The following is a 16,242-nucleotide window of genomic DNA, read 5'->3' as shown; positions in this document are numbered from 1 at the left end:
ATGCTGTATCCCAGTCGTGCGGCCCAGGAAAATAGTTTGCGATGGCCGACCGTGCGGCCGTTGTCGACGTAGCGCAGGGCGGGTCGATAGTGCTGCACGGTTCCCGCACGAGATACCAGCGCAGTGTGCACCAGTTCGACGGCTTGGCCGCCAATGATGGTCTTCAGCAAGCTGCGCCAGTGCTCTGGCGACAGGCTTTCATTCTCGTCGCTGTGATTGTCGGCTTCTTCCAATGTTGAGCCATCGCGGGTCTCTGCTACGGCAAGCGCGGTATCTGTGTGGCTAAGTAGTGCCCCGAGCTTTTCGCCGCTGTGATAGCGGTAGAATGCGGCGGGAATGAGCGCGTCGAGCCCCGTTTGTTCTACACATGCCAGAACTGCTTGATGAATGTCTCTGCAATCACTTGTGCTGCTTCCCGGTGCGAGAACCGCGTAATCTGAGCCGTTTAGCCGGCCTGCGAGCCAGTTGGGGTGCTGCTGGCAGAGTTTATTGAGTACAAGGCCAATATTCGCAAGCATGCTGTCGATGTGTTGACGATCATGAATACGGTTAAGCGCTTGCAGATCGCGTATGCGCAGGAAGATGAGTATGCCCTGGTCGGGTAAGTCGTGGTCGATGAGGGTGTTGGTCAGCGTTTTGAGAAAATGCTCTCGGCCGGCGATGCCTGTAAGAGGGTCGGTGCGGTGTTCTTCCTGTAGGCGCTGCAGCTGTGATGCCTCCTTGGAAAAAAAGGCTTTCACATCATCCGACAATTCGTTCATGGCATTGACCAAGTGGCGGAATTCTCGGGTGCGCGGGGGAATCACTTTGGTAAATCGGCGTTCGCGCATGGCTTGAGATTGTTTGACCACGTCTAGCAGCGGGTGGGTAATGATATGTAGAAGAATATGCCCCAGTACGCCGCTAGCGATGATGGCGACGCAAAAGTAGAGGGCGAGGCGTTTACTGTTGTCCCATAGTGCGGCGTAGGCGAAGGCCGTGTCACTTTGCAGGTGAAGCGAGCCGAGTTGGAGCCAGCCGGCTTGTACTTCGGCGACGCCACTGGGGGCCTCGATATCTATCACACGCTTAAACCAGTCGGGCACCTGTGCGTTACCAGGTGGGCGGTGAAGGTCGAGTTTTATCTCGCCGTCTGGGGCTAGCCAGCGAATAAACTGGTAGTGACCGTTGTCGAACTGAGCGCGGATGAGCATTTCGACCATTGTCGAATCGCCGGCTAATTGGGTGGCGGCCAGCGCGAGATTGTTGGCATTATCAATGTTCTTTATACGCAGCTGTTGTTCGACATTGTTGATCACGGTGACGGTGCTTACCATGAAGCTTCCCGCAAAGGCGATTAGCATTAGTATTGAAATAGCAATCCACAGCTGTTTGTACAGTGACATACGCTACATCCTAGTCTAAACCTTCGTTTTGTATTTTTAATAACACTTCCCGCCAGCGAGACATGCGCGCTTTGGGGTCGTATTTTGCGGGACCGCCGCTATTGCCGATCCACAGGCCTTCACTATTAAAACCAAATACGGGCTTTAGGTCGGGGCGCTCAGTCGCGGGCCGTATACTGTTAACGAGATTGTCGAGTATAAGGGGGACATCTCCGGGGCGTTCGTAGTAACTGAGTACCATATGTGCCTGCCCTTGGCCGCCGTAGTTCAGTTTGACGTAGGTCAGTCGCAATTTGGAAATGGGGATGCCGAGAAGCTTAAGCGCTGTGTATTTGGCGATACTGAAGTCTTCGCAGTCGCCCGCACCTTGGCCAATCATTTCCAGTGGGGACGCCCAGTAGTCGCTTTCACCCCATATTTTGATGTCGTCGCGAAATTGAATGCGGTCATTAAAGAATCGATTGACCTGTTCCAGTTGCTCCGCAGTGCCGGCTTGCCCCAGCTGGCCCAATAAGGTGCTTAATTCCATTGCTATGGTGGCGGCCGGCTGGCCATAGCGCATGTCGGCGAGTTGGCCAAAATGATGGAAATTGGCGGTTGTGGCGTTTATCGCAATCAGCAACAAAGATAATAGCGCCGCGCGTTGGCAGTTTTTGGAGCGCCTAGTAATCAAACTTGTCCCCGCCGCACGCTTGTTGGGTTGGAAAAGTGGCATAAAGAAATGTATAGCGAATTGTTATTTGATTGCTAACGCCCAGGTTATCAGTGTAGGCGAGAATAGCGGCGTATGTATGCGTATTTGTCGCTAGCGATCCTTGCTGGGTGCGCTGTCAATCAGGGTTTTCCACGTAGATGGCGGTAGATTTATTCTCAAATTTGAGAATCTTCTACTAGAATTAGGATCTCGCACCGTCAATTTAACGGGTGACTTGTTTGCATGCTCTTGTCGTGTGTTGACGGAAATGCCGTAGATCATGTTGGCTGAATGTAGCTTTTGTTGGGCTTTGGTGTGACTTTCTGCGGGGTTGTCACTGGCTGGGATACAAGGACGCGTGAAATGCATATAAAAATACAAATAATACAGGCGATTTTTATATTCACACTAGCTAGTGTTTTTAGTTCGGCACTCGCTCAGGAAGGCGGAAAAATCACTGGGTTTGAGCAGGCTATTCGTCACGCGGTGGCAAATAACCCAGAGGTCCTGGCGGCCTACCATCAATTTGAGGCGAGCAGCGCCGAGCTGCGGGCCGGGAAGGGTGGCTTTTTGCCCAGCCTTGATGTGTCTGGCGAGTATTCTGAGAATCGGCTCGAAACTCCGATATTCCAACGCGACAGTTTTAAAAGTGATGCCGCTCGTTTAACACTCACACAGATGTTATTTGATGGTTTTGAAACCTGGTATGAGGTGGATCAGTTAACCGACGCGCAGCGCGCTGCCTATTACGAACTGCGCCAGGTTAGTGAAGAGGTGGCGCTGGAGGCCGGGCGCGCCTATTTTGATGTGCTGCGCTATCAGGCCTTGGCCAGTCTGGCTGAAGACAACTTGGCCGAACACCACAAGATTTTTGACCATGTTAAGCAGCGCGCGGAAGCCGGGATCAGTCGCGGGGTTGATTTGGAGCAGGCGAGTGCACGCTTGGCTCTAGCCGACTTTAATTTATTGCAGGAGGTGACCAATTTGCACGACGTGGTGACCCGCTTTCAGCGTGTGGTTACCGCGTTGCCGGCAGATGATCTGCCACAGCCTGCGTTGCCGGAGTCGGTGATTCCCGGTACGCGCACAGCGGCCTTGCTCCGCGCTTATGAAACGAGCCCGGTGTTGCAGCGCGCAATCGCTAACTTAGAGGCGGCACAGGCGGCGGCAAAAAAACGCCGCTCCGCCTATATGCCGACGGTTAACTTGCGGGCGCGGGCAGAAGAGGGTCACGATCTCGACGGCCTTGATGGCTACAGTCGTGATCAGGCAGTAGAGCTGGTATTTAGTTACAACCTGTATCGCGGTGGTAGCGACGTCGCCCGTCGTCGCCAAGCCCTGCGGGAGGAAGATCGTGCATATGACTTGCGGGTCAAGGCCTGTCACGATGTCCGAGAGAATATGGTTATTGCCTACAACGACATCAGCAGTATTCAGCAGCGTTTAGTGTTGCTGGCTAAAAACGAGCTGTCGATTGAAAAGGCGCGGTTTGCTTATCGCAAGCAGTTTGATATTGGCGAGCGGACACTGCTGGACTTGCTGGACTCGGAAAATGAGTATTTTGACGTTAGTCGCGCGCTGGTCAATGCCAAAAATGATTTGGCCTTGGCTAAGTTGCGCTCGCTCTCCACTATGGGTTTGCTGACCGAGTCGATGGGCGTGGAGGGGCGAGTTGATCCGTCTAAATTTGGGCGCCGGACGGCAGGCTGTGCGACGGAAGAAGGTCCCAGCATGCAGGATTACTTCAATCGTCGAGAGAGCTTGCTGGCGCAGCTCCGCAAGGGTGATCAGAGAGCCTACCGCATGGATGTGCGCTTCAAATTTGATTCTGACAAAGTGGATGCCAGCTACGATAAAGACCTTGCTGATGCGGCGACCTACTTGCGGGAAAACCCGGAGATCAATGCGCAGATATTGGGGCATACCGATTCTGTGGGAAGTGAGGACTATAACCGCGGCTTGTCTCAGCGTCGGGCCAACTCCGTCCGAGAGGTGTTGATTCGCAAGTATGGTATTGCTGTCAGGCGCTTAGATGCTATTGGCAAAGGGGAGGGCGAACCTGTGGCGGCGAATGATAGCCGAGTTGGTCGCGCACAGAATCGCCGGGTTGAATTCATTCCTTTGATTCCTGAGAAGAGGCCATAAATCTTCGCATTTGTTGTTGCATGCGTTAAAAACCCCAGTATCGGCTGGGGTTTTTTTATGGACATCGATAATGCCGGAGTGGGCTCGGTTAGCACCGTGCCCCGGCTTCGTGATGGCCCTTAACGGTGTTTCTCGGAGTCTCTTTGGTCGCTGGCAATGAGGTATTCTGGGTGCGGTGTTTTATCCGGGTAGCGGACGCTTAAGGGCTCTGGTACACCGAGCTCGTCAATGAGGTAGACATGGCGGCGCTGCAGGGCGCGGGCCTCACGCACACCGCAGGAATGAGCAATAACACCGACTTCGTGCATGAGGTTTGTGGCGTAATTGGCCACGCGTTTGGCCTTGTTGGCGGGTACTAAGCCGCGTTGGAGGTCGGGATTGTGGGTGGTAACACCGGTGGGGCAGGTATTTTTATTGCACTGCAGGGCTTGAATGCAGCCCAGTGCGAACATAAATCCGCGGGCGCTGACCACAAAGTTTGCCCCTACGCACAGTGCCCAGGCGGCTTCGGCAGGGTTGATCATTTTGCCAGAGGCGATCACTTTAATGCGCTCGCGCAGCCGGTATTCGCTGAGTTTGTCGACGACCAGCGGCAAGCTGCGGCGAAGAGGCAGGCCGACGTAATCCATCAGGCTTTGTGGCGCGGCGCCGGTGCCGCCGTCGGCGCTGTCGATGGTGATGAAGTCTGGGGCGAACTCTAGACCGCGGCGGTGGATGGCTTCGCCGAGTTCGTCCAGCCATTCGCTAAAGCCAAGAACCATTTTGAAGCCTACCGGCTTGCCGGTGACGCGGCGGATGCGCGCTAGGGTGTCGAGTAATTCGTCGATGCTGCGGATGTCGGGGTGACCGTTGGGGCTGATGGAGTCCTGGCCGAGGGGAATGCCGCGAATCTTGGCGACTTCCTCGGTCACTTTGCCGCCGGGCAGTATACCGCCCTTGCCCGGTTTGGCCCCCTGGCTGAGTTTGAGCTCGAACATGCGAACCTGCGGGTAGGCGGCAATTTCCTGCAGTCGTTGATCGCAGAGTTTTCCCTGGGCATCGCGCACGCCGTATTTGGCGGTGCCGATTTGGAACACCAGGTCGCAGCCGGCTTCTAGGTGGTAGGGGGACAGGCCGCCTTCGCCAGTATTGAGCCAGATGCCGGCTTCACGGGCACCGGCAGCCAGGGCTTGGATGGCGGGTTTGGACACCGCGCCGTAGCTCATGCCGGAAATATGAAAGATGGCGGCGCTGCTATAGGGTTCGCGGCAGTAGCCCTCGCCAATGGTGACGCTGTGGGTGGGTACGGCGTCTTCACTGAGGGTGGGGAATAAACAGTTCGCAAATAGCACTTCGTTGGTGTGATTGAGTGGCCGCGTGGAGCCGAAGGCGATGGTAGTGTCTATGTTCTTGGCGGCGCGGTACACCCAGGAACGCTGGGAGCGGTTGAAGGGCAATTCTTCGCGGTCCATGGCAAAGAAGTACTGCCGGAAGAACTCGCCGAGGTGCTCAAAAACATAGCGGAAGCGGCCGATAAGGGGGTAGTTACGGCGGATCGCGTGTTGGGTTTGGTTGGCGTCGCGATAGTAAAGCACGGCTAAATAGATCACCCCGGCGACGAGTAGTGCGACGAAGATTAACGCACTGTAGCCGAGTAGGCTGTGAGCTAAGTCGTTGAGTGTTGCGAGTGTGCTGCCGGACATAAAACTCCCCTCTTGGGCCGTGCCAGTGGTTCATTGTAGACCGGCTGGGTGAGGGGAGTTCAACTTTATTGTTGCCTAGGGGCGGCTAGCTGAGTGCCTCAGGCATTTCGCGCATGCGCAGCAGGTGAATCTGGCGGTGGTCGGCATTGACCACTTTGAACTCGAAGCGGTCGAGTTGTGCGACTTCATTGCGACTGGGTAGATGGCCGAAAGACTGCAGTAACAGGCCGCCGATGGTGTCGAACTCGTCGTCGTTGAGGGCGGCTTTGAAGTAGTCGTTAAAGTCTTCGATGGGGGTGAGTGCTTTGACGACAAAGTCGTTGTCGGCGATTTTGCGTATTGGCAAATCGTCTTCTTCGTCGTATTCGTCTTCAATGTCGCCGACAATTTGCTCGAGGATGTCTTCAATGGTGATCAGTCCGGCGGCACCACCGTATTCGTCGATGACCACGGCCATGTGATTGCGTTTTTCGCGAAAGTCGCGCAGTAGCACATTTAGCCGCTTGCTCTCGGGTACCAGTGTGGCGGGGCGCAGCACCTCGCGCAGGTCGATATCGTCGGTATTGCCAGTTTTCCACAGTAGGGGCAGCAGATCTTTGGATAGCAGTATGCCCTGCACTTCATCGAGGGTGTCGCCGATCACTGGGTAGCGCGAGTGCCCGGTTTCCATGATGATCGGCAGTAGCTCGCTGAGCGGTTGCTCGATTTTCAGCACGACCATTTGCGGGCGTGGAATCATGATTTCCCGCGCCTGCATCTCACTGATGTGCATGGCACCTTCGACGATACTGGTGGCATCGTCGTCGATGACTTCGTTTTGGCGGGCCACCGCTAAGATATCGAGCAGATCTTCGCGGGTTTTCGGTTCGGAGGAAAATGCATGGGCTATTTTTTCGATCCAGGACTTGTCACCTGGATCGCTGCTAGATCGGTCTTCGCTCATGATTTTGTGTGCTGTCCTCGTTGTTGCGTTATCGCCGGGCGCTTATTGCGCCTCGTAGGGGTTGCTGATACCGAGTTGCTCAAGCAGGGCAATCTCAAGTGCTTCCATTTGCTCGGCGTCGTCATCGTCGATGTGATCATAGCCAAGCAAGTGGAGTGTACCGTGAATTATCATATGCGCCCAGTGATCGCTGAGCGCCTTGTTTTGCTCGACGGCTTCGCGTTCTACGACCTGCCGGCAAACTACCAGGTCGCCGAGCAGGGGTAATTCGAGCTCTGGCGGCAGGTCGGCGGGAAACGACAGCACATTGGTCGGCTTGTCTTTGCCGCGGTAGTCGCGGTTCAGCGCCTGGCTTTCGCCTTCGTCAACTAGGCGTACCGTTAATTCGGCTACATCACGCCGGCTCTGCAGTGCCGCGCCGGCCCATTGCTGTAGCTGTTCGGTAGTTGGCAGGCCGGCCGCTGTATCACAGGCGATTTGCACGTCTAAGTCTAGGCTGCAGACCATATTAGCGGGGCTGCTCGTCTTCGAATGCGGCGTAGGCCTCGACAATCTTTTGCACCAGTGGATGGCGCACCACGTCTTTGGCCTGAAAATAGGTCAGGGTGATGCCTTCCACATCGTCCAGTACTTTCATGACATGAGTCAGGCCGCTCGGTGTGCCGCGCGGCAAATCAATCTGGGTCGCGTCGCCGGTGATGACCGCCGTCGAGCCGAAGCCAATACGGGTAAGGAACATTTTCATCTGTTCGCGGGTGGTATTTTGGGCTTCGTCGAGAATGATAAAGGAGTCGTTGAGGGTGCGGCCGCGCATATAGGCCAGCGGCGCGATTTCTATAACATTGCGCTCAATTAGCTTGGTCACGGTGTCGTTGCCGAGCATCTCGTAGAGGGCATCGTAGAGAGGGCGCAGATAGGGGTCGATTTTCTGGGCCAGATCACCGGGTAAGAAGCCCAGTTTTTCGCCGGCTTCCACCGCCGGGCGCACCAGCAATATGCGCTGTACCTGGTGGGAGATCAGCGCCTCTACCGCGCAGGCCACCGCCAGATAGGTTTTGCCGGTGCCGGCGGGGCCGATACCGAAATTTACATCGTTTTGCTGAATCGCGCGGACATAGTTCTGTTGATTGCCGCCGCGGGGCTTGATGCTGCCTTTTTTGGTGCGGATGACGACGGGCTCGTCGTCGCCGCTGGGCAATTGTTCCAGGTGTGATTGCTGCATGCGCAAGTGAATCGCCTCCGGGCTCAGTGTGGTGCCGGAAACACTTTCTCGGTACAGGTGCTTGAGCAGCTGCACGGTTTCTTCAACCGCACTGTCGTCGCCGCTGATCTGAAAGGTGTTGGCGCGGGCGGCGATATGCACTTGCAGGCGCTGCTCTATTAATTTGAGGTGTTCATCGAGACGCCCGCAGAGCGCGGCCAAATGTTGGCTGTCGCTGGGCTCTAGAGTGAGTACGCGTTGAGTTGCCTGTGCTGTCAATGTTGCTCCGCTTGTCGCCACCGCGACCTGTAGGGGAATAGGGTCAGAATACGCCGAATTTGGCAGCGCGGAAATCCGCAATCACCGCGGTTGCGCTGGCCGTGCCTTGAGTGATTCAGTGCAGCAGTTCACCACGCAGTGAGTTGGGTAGCGCTTCGGTGATTGTTACGTTGGCAAAATCGCCGATAAGCCCATGATTTGACGAAGAAAAATTCACAACGCGGTTGTTCTCGGTGCGCCCCTGCAGTTGCCCAGGGTCCTTTTTGGAAACACCGCTCACCAGAATGCGCTGGGTGCTGCCGACCATTTGCCGGCTGATCTGGCTAGCCTGCTGCAGAATGCGGTGCTGCAGGCGCTGCAAACGTTCTTTTTTGACCGCTTCAGGGGTGTCGTCGTCGAGCTGGGCGGCCGGCGTGCCGGGGCGGGCGCTGTAGATGAAGCTAAAGCTGTGGTCAAAGCCGATATCGGCAATCAGTGCCATGGTATCGTTGAAGTCGCTCTCGGTTTCGCCTGGGAAGCCAATAATGAAGTCTGAAGATAGGCTTATATTTGGGCGTATTTCCCGGAGTTTGGCGATCTTTTCCCGGTATTCCTCGTGGGCGTGGCCGCGTTTCATGGCTGCCAAGATGCGATTGCTGCCACTTTGTACCGGCAGGTGCAGGTGGTCGACCAGTTCGGGGATATCGCGGTAGGCCTCGATGAGCGCGTCGCTGAACTCCACCGGGTGCGAGGTGGTGTAGCGGATGCGATCGATGCCGGGAACCTGGGCGACAAAGCCCAGCAGCTCGGCGAAGTCGACGATCTCGCCCTCGTGGTTTTCGCCGCGATAGGCGTTGACGTTCTGGCCTAGCAGGTTGACTTCGCGCACGCCCTTGGCAGCCAGCTGGGCGACTTCAGCAATGACGTCGTCAAATGGCCGGCTGACTTCTTCGCCGCGGGTGTAGGGCACCACGCAGAAGGTGCAGTATTTGGAGCAGCCTTCCATAATCGAGACAAATGCGCTTGGGCCGTCGACACTGGGTTCGGGCAGGCTGTCGAATTTTTCGATCTCAGGGAAGGTGACGTCGACAACGACGGGGCCATCGGGCTTGCGTTGGTTGATCATGTCCGGCACGCGATGCAGGGTTTGCGGGCCAAAAATGACATCGACGTAGGGGGCGCGCTGACCGATATCCGCGCCTTCCTGGCTGGCGACACAGCCTCCGACACCAATTAACAGGTCGGGGTTTTTGTCTTTGAGTTTTTTCCAGCGGCCCAGCTGGTGGAAAACCTTCTCCTGCGCCTTTTCGCGAATCGAGCAGGTGTTCAGCAACAGCACGTCGGCGTCTTCCGGGTTGTCGGTAGGTTCCAGGCCGTGACTAACCCCCAGCAGGTCTTGAATACGGGAGGAGTCGTATTCATTCATCTGGCAGCCGTGGGTCTTGATGTAGAGCTTTTTGGTTTTTTCAGTCATGGTGTGGCGACAAGTCGCTGGAAAATGGGTCGACATTATAGCGGTGTCGCGCCCCAAAGCCCAATGAGTTCGGTGCCTGGAGGGAGTTGTGGTATGATCCGCCGCCGCACGACGGCCTCTTTGGCGACACATTTTTGATAGAGAACTGCAAAATCCATGGCTAAGTCCCCAATCTACAAGGTGATTTTTCACAACAACAGTCAGGTGTACGAGCTGTATGCCCGGGCGATCTTTCAAAGCGATATGTACGGCTTTATCGAGGTGGAAGAGTTTGTTTTTGGCGAGCCGGGGCAAATAGTGGTGAATCCCGGTGAAGAAAAGCTGAAAGCGGAGTTCAATGGCGTGATTCGCAGCTATTTGCCTATGCAGTCGGTGATTCGTATCGATGAGGTAGAAAAGGAGGGTGCGGGCAAGATTATAGACTCGGAGGGCGGCAGCAATGTGCGTCATTTTCCGATGGCCAGCGGCCGACCTGTGCCAAAGGGGCCTGGCAGTGAATAATGGCGTTAGCCGGCAGCATAGCGCCGGTTGATGGGATAATAAAAAAGGGGCCTTTGGGCCCCTTTTTTATTTGTTATGCAGAGCGCTCAAGCGAGGCGCTGGCGGACCGAGGCCAGTTTTACGCAGTTGACGAACACTTGCATGGCGCGATCGATCTCCTCCAGAGAGGGGACGCTGGGTGCGATGCGAATATTGCGGTCTTCCGGGTCTTTGCCATAGGGGAAGGTGGCGCCGGCAGGGGTGAGCTTGACGCCAGCGTCGGCGGCCATTGCCACAACTTGCTTGGCCAGCCCGGGCAGGGTGTCCACTGAGATAAAGTAGCCGCCTTCTGGGGCCGTCCAGCTCAATAGGCCGCTGTCGCCAATGCCGTCCTTGAGGTGCTTGAGGACGATGTCGAAGCGGGGTTTGAGCACGTCAGCATGCTGGCGCATATGTTTTGTGAGGCCGTCGCTGTCTTTGAGGAGTCGGACGTGACGCAATTGGTTAATCTTGTCGGGGCCAATTTGGGTCATGCCCAGGTGCTTGCTAAAGGCTTTGAGGTTGGCGGCAGACATGCCGACAAAGGCGACGCCGGCGCCGGCGTAGGTGATTTTTGAGGTGGAGCCGAACAGGTAGACGCTGTCTGCGGTGCCGGCCTGTTTTGCGGCAGCCATCAAGCTGGCAAGCTGAGGCGCAGAGTCACTCAGGCTGTGCACGGCGTAGGCATTGTCCCAGAATACACGGAAGTTGTTGCCGGCGACGGTGGCCAGCTTTGCGATGCGCTCAACCACGGCGTCGCTGTACACGATGCCGGTTGGGTTGCTGAAGCGCGGCACACACCAGATGCCTTTAATGCTGGTGTCAGCTTTGACTAAGGCTTCCACTTGATCCATGTCTGGGCCGTCGTCGTTCATGGCCACTGGGATCATGTCGATGCCGAGGTGTTCGCAGACCGCAAAGTGCCGATCGTAGCCGGGAACGGGGCAGAGGAACTTCACCGGCTTGCCGCCGCTCTTCCACGCCGGCCCTAGGTCGCCAAAGCCCATTTGCGAGGCAAATAAAACGGCGAAGTACATCAGTGTGAGGCTGCTGTTGCCGCCGATCAGGATTTCGTCTTCCGCAACACCCAGTACCGGGGCAAACAGGCGTTTGCACTCGCTAATACCGTCGAGGCCGCCGTAATTGCGCAGGTCAATATTGCCGTCGTTGCCAAGGTCGTTGCCGAGAACGTCGAGAATACTGTCCGACAAGCTGAGTTGCTCGCCGCTGGGTTTGCCGCGGGTCAGGTCGAGGCTGAGGTCTGCGGCCTGATATTGCTCATATTCCGCGCTGAGGGCGCTTTCCCATTCGCGTAATTGTTCCGTAGATGCTTGGTCGAGTTGCAAGATCGTCACCTTAAAATGCGCTTAGCGTTGGCTGGGGTAATGGCGCGGCGCGGTGAGCGCGCCGCGGGGGCTAAGTATAACTGCTTTGGCTGGCGGCAGTAAGGCGCAGATTAGGGACGATCGCTGTGGCCGCTGATGCCGGACATGCCTGAGGCAATGAGGCGCAGCTGGTGGAGTTCATCAATGAGTGCACGGGCGCTGCTGTCGTCCAGGTTGATGCGTTTGAAGCCGTCGAGCAGGCGCTGTTCGACATCGCCGCCCATGTCTTTGGCGCGGCGCAGTAGGGTCCAATCGCGATGTGGCTTGATATACCACAATATGTCGTCTACCAGGCCGAGGTTGCGACGCAGGGCGTCGCTATTGCTGCCGTGGCGGAGCCAGTGGAACAGCAATATGCTGGTCATGGGCCCGTAGAGCAGGTTGTCGATGCTGGCAGGTAAGTTAACGCCGTGGGTTTTTTGATCAATCAGTGCGTGCACCTTGCGTCGCAAGCGGGTAATGCGCCGCTTGCCGGCTTCGGCATGAAGTTTGCGGCGGTCGTTGAGCTTGGCGCTTTGTACCAGTTGCTGACAGCAGCGGTCGACTTCATCCTGGCGTTGGCTAAAGTGCTTGCCGTGCTGTTGGTCGCGTTCAAGCCCGCGAACGATATCGCGAAGCGAGCGCTCAAATTCTTGTTGCAGGCTGGGGTCGGCATGCTGCCAGCGTTCGCTGCTGGCGACGAGTTGGTGACAGATTTGTCGGGCGGGGTGCAGGGGGTTAAGAAATAACTGGCGGTCCTGCAGGGCGACATTGCTGACAAGGGTTTGCAGGGTGTTTAGCGAGGCGACAACACTGGGGGATAGTTGTCGGCGGTTAATGTGGCTGCGACTGAATATCGCGGCGGCTTCGCTGATCAATTGCTGGTCTGACAGTTTGTCGCTGGCATCTGTGCTGAGGGGCTTGTCGCGGGAGCGCAGGCGCTGCAGGCGCAGCTCGTTTAGGGCGCGCTGGCGAGCGTTGAGATTCTGTTCATTGAGCTGTTGTTCAATGTGGCTGATCCAGTCTTCCAGGCCCCGTTGAGGGTGGGGAGTGCTGGTGCCGGGCAGCTGTGCGAGCAGTATATCGTAGAGCTTGGGAGCCTCGCGCAGGACTAACACATTGAACAATGACAGGGCCTGGCTCAGGTGTTGGCGGTCGATCTTGAGGGGCTTCGCCAGATGTTGAAAACTGGCGAGAATGAGCATCGGCGAGATGGCGCGGCAGAGTGTGGCGCAGTGGTCGCTGAGCTGTTGGTTCTGTTGTTGCTGGCAGCGCTGCAGCAGCTGGTCGAGCTTGGTGTGGCCGCCGGGGCTGTAGGGCCGGGAATTGTTGATATTGTGTTGTAGCTGGCGTGAAAACTGCCGGTAGGCCTCATCTTGGCCATTTTTAATGCGCTGCTGCTGGGCCAGCAGGGCGTCTTGCTCAATTTTGTCGGCAGTGCTCAGGGCGCGGCGATGGAAGTTATCCTGCAGGCGCTCTAAATAGCGGTACAAGTGGTCGTCAAACCACTTGTTGGTCAGCGTATTCATGGTCGCTGTTAACGTTGCCGCGATTGTTGTATCCATATACTGGATATCAGCCCTTAGTGTTTTGCCTGTTTTGTGCTCAGTGGAACATACCACAAATGTAAGGCAGGCCTTTTAATATGCCTGTATTTTTTCTGAAAGTTTGATGGATGTCTAATCTCGCTATGTCGCAGCGAGAGATTTTAGTGTATCAGGGCTAGGCCTTGTTGCCGATCAGCACGGCGCGGCGCGGCGCGGGATGGCCTTCGGCGGTGAGGCTGGCGTCATTGGGGTCGAGGAATTCCGCCAGCGAGTGAAAGCGCATCCACGGTGTGCGGCGCTGCTCGTCAGTGCTGGTGGTGCCGACGTCGATGAGGCGGATGTTCTGAAAGCCGGTTTTGCGCAGCCAGCTCTCCAGCGTCGCGGTGCTGGGGATAAACCAGACATTGCCCATTTTGCTGTAGCGTCCCTCGGGAACTAGGCAGTCACCGAGTTTGCCGTCGATAACGAGGGTTTCCAGTACTAGTTCGCCGCCGCTGCGCAGCGCGTCGCGAAGTTGTAGCAGGTGGTCAAAGGGGGAGCGGCGGTGGTAGAGGATGCCCATCGAAAATACAGTGTCGAAGGCCGCGAGTTTTTCTGGGAGTTGCTCAATGCCCATCGGCAAAACGGCGACTGCGGGGTCGCGCAGATAGTGCTGCAGGGCGAAGTGCTGCATAACAAATAGTGGTGTGGGGTCGATGCCTGCGACCAGTGCCGCGCCGGCGCCGCGCATGCGCCAGCAGTGGTAGCCACTGCCGCAGCCGACATCCAGTACCCGTCGTCCCTGCAGCGGTGCTATGGCATGCGCCAGGCGCTGCCATTTCCAGTCGCTGCGCCACTCGGTGTCTATATGTACGCCGAACAGCTCAAAGGGCCCTTTGCGCCAGGGGTGCAGGCCCAGCAGCGCCTCGCGGAGCTGTTGCTGATCGCTGGGGGTGATGTCGCCGCTGGCGCCAACCCGAGATTGATTGAGGTGAATATGCTCTGGGGTGAGCGCGGGCAGTTCGTTCAGCGCCTGCTGCCAGCGCGGGAGGTCGCCATAGCGCTTGGGGTTTAGGCCGGCGCGGATCTGCGCCGGCAGTGCGCTCGCCCAGTTGGCCAGTTTCTCGTCGCGGGCCAATAGGTCGAGGAAGGGTTGAAAATCCATTCGTGGGTGGTTCATTTAATGGCGACCATCGACGCAAAGTTGAAACATTGAAACCACACATCAACACTGCTGAAGCCACAGCTTTTCAGTCGTTGCTGGTGTTGGCTGAGCGTTTCCGGGATGAGTACGTTTTCCAGGGCGCTGCGTTTCTGGGCAACTTCCATCTCGCTGTAGCCGTTTGCCCGTTTAAATGCGTGGTGCAGCTCGGTGTTGAGCTCTTGCAGGTGGTCGTCGGCAAACTTGATTTTTTCCGACAGAATCAAGATGCCGCCGGGTCGCATGGCGTCGCAAATGCGTTGGCACAGTGCCTGGCGCTCGCGTTCTGGCACAAACTGCAGGGTAAAATTCAGTACTACCACTGAGGCATTGCTGATCTCGGTGTCCTGGATGGCTTCGCAGCGCAACTCAATGGTGGTATTTGATTGTCGGCAATAGTCTCGGCAGCGTTCGATCATCGCCGCGGAGTTGTCGACGCCGATCAGTCGAATATCGCGTTCGGCGGTCTCGCGGGCAATGGCCAGTGAGCTGGCGCCCAATGAGCAGCCAAGGTCGTAGCAGTGGCTGCCGTCTTTGGCGTAGCGCCCGGCCATTACGCCAGTCATGGCGATAATGGTGGCGTAGCCCGGCACCGAGCGCTGGATCATGTCGGGAAAGACTTCGACTACCTGTTCGTCGAAGGCGAAGCGCTGCAGCTCACGATGTGGGCTGGAATAAATGTCGTCGGTCTTGGTCATGGGCTGAGGGCTGCAAAATGTCGCGGCATTTTAGCACAGCCTCAGCGGGATACTCAGTGCCCCGGGCACGGCTTAATAGTCCCAGCGCGCGCCGATCTCGTAAGAACTGAGGTCGAGTTTGTCGTAGTCGCGCACCCGGAAGACAAAACCCAGCTTCGGGCGGGGCTGATAGAGCGTCTCAAAAATGAAGGTTGTGTCGTCGTCGACAACCACATTGTGATCGCCGGCCTCCAGCGTCAGCCGCCACTGCTGATTAATGTCGTGGCGAACGCCAATTTTGTATTCCCAGCCGCGCTGATTGGGGCGGCCGCTCTGCGACTGTAACTCATGGCGGTCGGCGCCAATCAGCAGCGAAGTGCGGCTGTTGAGGTAGTAGTGACCACCCAGGCCGTAGGTCCACCAGCCATCTTGTATTACGCCGCGGGGCAGATAGGTGTCGCCGTTGTTGTAGCGGGCGTGTATATGGAGGTAGTCAAAGGCCTCGGCACTGGCGAGAAAAGTCATGTTGCTTTCTTCGGCATAGGGCCCCCAGTCGGTGCTTTGGTAGGCATAGGCGAGCTCTACGTAGGAGTAGTGGCGGGCGTCGGCAGCTGCGTTGAATGATGTGCAGGCGGCCAGTAAACACAGGGGTAGGGCAAGGCGAGGCAGTGGCATGAAAACGTCCTGGCTGGTCAGTGGTTTTGATCAGCGGGGAAGTGTAACAGCTTGCTGGAACTTGTGAACGGGGGGAGGGTGAACGGGGTGCTTAAGGTGTCTGTACAAGGCACCCCGTTCGATGCGCCTTACGGCGGTGTGACAGTTTGGCTCACGTTGGCAAAGGCGCGCGAAACAACGCCCTTGGGCGTGGTGACTTCTACGCTAAAGGTGCCCTGGCCGGGCTTGGATCCCTGTTTGATGCGAAACGCAAATACGGCGGGCCCCTGGGTGTTGGTCGATAGCATGGTTTCGCTCGACGGGCCGCTAATACTGCCCTGGTCGGTTGTGACAGTAATAGTCGTGCCGGCAGGAGGGACCTGGCCATTAACGTCGTCAATGCTGACGGTGACGGTGGCGGTGCCGCTGTCGAGGTTGACGCTGGCGGGGCTGAGGTTGACATTGAGGCTGGAGCCAGACAGCACAATAACAATGCTTTCTCTCAGGGTGACGCGTTCT

Annotated in this window: 15 protein-coding genes; 2 read left to right on the top strand and 13 right to left on the bottom strand. The window is 56.9% G+C overall.

Features of this window, described 5'->3' with window-relative positions; translation table 11 throughout:
- A partial coding sequence (locus ABYM29_RS11120) for a LapD/MoxY N-terminal periplasmic domain-containing protein (RefSeq protein WP_372864831.1) occupies nucleotides 1–1,385 on the bottom strand: 1,385 nt, incomplete at its 3' end.
- A gap of 10 nt (nucleotides 1,386–1,395) precedes the next feature.
- Entirely contained in the window at nucleotides 1,396–2,010 is a 615-nt protein-coding gene (locus ABYM29_RS11115) for a transglutaminase-like cysteine peptidase (protein ID WP_372864830.1), read from the bottom strand.
- Between the two features lie 432 nt (nucleotides 2,011–2,442).
- Here ABYM29_RS11115 and ABYM29_RS11110 point away from each other — a divergent pair, with 432 nt between their 5' ends.
- Nucleotides 2,443–4,224, top strand: a complete 1,782-nt coding sequence (locus ABYM29_RS11110) for a TolC family outer membrane protein (protein ID WP_372864829.1) — start codon at nucleotides 2,443–2,445, stop codon at nucleotides 4,222–4,224.
- 119 nt (nucleotides 4,225–4,343) lie between these two features.
- Here the strand turns inward: ABYM29_RS11110 and ABYM29_RS11105 are convergent, their stop codons facing one another.
- The 5 genes from ABYM29_RS11105 to miaB form a co-directional block, all read right to left on the bottom strand.
- Nucleotides 4,344–5,906 (bottom strand): FMN-binding glutamate synthase family protein, encoded by a 1,563-nt coding sequence (locus ABYM29_RS11105; RefSeq protein WP_372864828.1) that lies wholly within the window; start codon nucleotides 5,904–5,906, stop codon nucleotides 4,344–4,346.
- An 85-nt stretch (nucleotides 5,907–5,991) separates the two neighbouring features.
- Complete coding sequence (locus ABYM29_RS11100; protein ID WP_372864827.1) at nucleotides 5,992–6,849, bottom strand: HlyC/CorC family transporter; 858 nt, start codon at nucleotides 6,847–6,849, stop codon at nucleotides 5,992–5,994.
- Nucleotides 6,850–6,891: 42 nt separating this feature from the next.
- The gene (gene ybeY, locus ABYM29_RS11095) at nucleotides 6,892–7,356 is read right to left on the bottom strand and encodes an rRNA maturation RNase YbeY (protein WP_372864826.1); all 465 of its coding nucleotides are present in this window, start codon (nucleotides 7,354–7,356) and stop codon (nucleotides 6,892–6,894) included.
- Nucleotide 7,357: 1 nt separating this feature from the next.
- On the bottom strand, nucleotides 7,358–8,329 hold the full coding sequence (locus tag ABYM29_RS11090) for a PhoH family protein (RefSeq protein ID WP_372864825.1): 972 nt from the start codon (nucleotides 8,327–8,329) through the stop codon (nucleotides 7,358–7,360).
- 115 nt (nucleotides 8,330–8,444) lie between these two features.
- Entirely contained in the window at nucleotides 8,445–9,782 is a 1,338-nt protein-coding gene (gene miaB / locus ABYM29_RS11085; RefSeq protein ID WP_372864824.1) for a tRNA (N6-isopentenyl adenosine(37)-C2)-methylthiotransferase MiaB, read from the bottom strand.
- Nucleotides 9,783–9,938: 156 nt separating this feature from the next.
- On the opposite strand from miaB, the gene ABYM29_RS11080 reads away from it, so the two are divergent.
- Complete coding sequence (locus ABYM29_RS11080) at nucleotides 9,939–10,283, top strand: DUF1820 family protein (protein ID WP_372864823.1); 345 nt, start codon at nucleotides 9,939–9,941, stop codon at nucleotides 10,281–10,283.
- A gap of 86 nt (nucleotides 10,284–10,369) precedes the next feature.
- Here ABYM29_RS11080 and ABYM29_RS11075 read toward each other — a convergent pair whose 3' ends face one another.
- The 6 genes from ABYM29_RS11075 to ABYM29_RS11050 all read right to left on the bottom strand — a co-directional run.
- On the bottom strand, nucleotides 10,370–11,647 hold the full coding sequence (locus ABYM29_RS11075; protein ID WP_372864832.1) for an aminotransferase class I/II-fold pyridoxal phosphate-dependent enzyme: 1,278 nt from the start codon (nucleotides 11,645–11,647) through the stop codon (nucleotides 10,370–10,372).
- 110 nt (nucleotides 11,648–11,757) lie between these two features.
- Nucleotides 11,758–13,194, bottom strand: a complete 1,437-nt coding sequence (locus ABYM29_RS11070; protein ID WP_372864822.1) for a DUF1631 family protein — start codon at nucleotides 13,192–13,194, stop codon at nucleotides 11,758–11,760.
- Between the two features lie 193 nt (nucleotides 13,195–13,387).
- Nucleotides 13,388–14,371 carry a tRNA 5-methoxyuridine(34)/uridine 5-oxyacetic acid(34) synthase CmoB gene (cmoB, locus tag ABYM29_RS11065; protein WP_372864821.1) on the bottom strand — a complete coding sequence of 328 codons (984 nt, stop codon included), beginning with the start codon at nucleotides 14,369–14,371 and terminating at the stop codon, nucleotides 13,388–13,390.
- A complete protein-coding gene (gene cmoA, locus ABYM29_RS11060) occupies nucleotides 14,368–15,090 on the bottom strand; it encodes a carboxy-S-adenosyl-L-methionine synthase CmoA (protein ID WP_372864820.1) in 723 nt (240 codons plus the stop codon). Before cmoA ends, cmoB begins: the two co-directional genes overlap by 4 nt.
- 72 nt (nucleotides 15,091–15,162) lie before the next feature.
- Entirely contained in the window at nucleotides 15,163–15,744 is a 582-nt protein-coding gene (locus ABYM29_RS11055; RefSeq protein ID WP_372864819.1) for a hypothetical protein, read from the bottom strand.
- Nucleotides 15,745–15,872: 128 nt separating this feature from the next.
- Nucleotides 15,873–16,242, bottom strand: a 370-nt coding sequence (locus tag ABYM29_RS11050) for a hypothetical protein (RefSeq protein WP_372864818.1), incomplete at its 5' end; no start/stop codon positions are given.

It is taken from the genome of Spongiibacter sp. (genome assembly GCF_041602295.1).
Classification (GTDB): Bacteria; Pseudomonadota; Gammaproteobacteria; order Pseudomonadales; family Spongiibacteraceae; genus Spongiibacter.
Note: the sequence above shows the minus strand (reverse complement) of the source record. Positions and strands in the feature narration are given on the sequence as shown.

Coding starts and splice junctions, on each gene's coding strand:
- ABYM29_RS11070 (WP_372864822.1), bottom strand. CDS start 13,194: ATGAATACGCTGACCAACAAGTGGTTTGACGACCACTTGTACCGCTAT.
- ABYM29_RS11100 (WP_372864827.1), bottom strand. CDS start 6,849: ATGAGCGAAGACCGATCTAGCAGCGATCCAGGTGACAAGTCCTGGATC.
- ABYM29_RS11105 (WP_372864828.1), bottom strand. CDS start 5,906: ATGTCCGGCAGCACACTCGCAACACTCAACGACTTAGCTCACAGCCTA.
- ABYM29_RS11055 (WP_372864819.1), bottom strand. CDS start 15,744: ATGCCACTGCCTCGCCTTGCCCTACCCCTGTGTTTACTGGCCGCCTGC.
- miaB (WP_372864824.1), bottom strand. CDS start 9,782: ATGACTGAAAAAACCAAAAAGCTCTACATCAAGACCCACGGCTGCCAG.
- ABYM29_RS11080 (WP_372864823.1), top strand. CDS start 9,939: ATGGCTAAGTCCCCAATCTACAAGGTGATTTTTCACAACAACAGTCAG.
- ABYM29_RS11110 (WP_372864829.1), top strand. CDS start 2,443: ATGCATATAAAAATACAAATAATACAGGCGATTTTTATATTCACACTA.
- cmoB (WP_372864821.1), bottom strand. CDS start 14,371: ATGAACCACCCACGAATGGATTTTCAACCCTTCCTCGACCTATTGGCC.
- ybeY (WP_372864826.1), bottom strand. CDS start 7,356: ATGGTCTGCAGCCTAGACTTAGACGTGCAAATCGCCTGTGATACAGCG.
- cmoA (WP_372864820.1), bottom strand. CDS start 15,090: ATGACCAAGACCGACGACATTTATTCCAGCCCACATCGTGAGCTGCAG.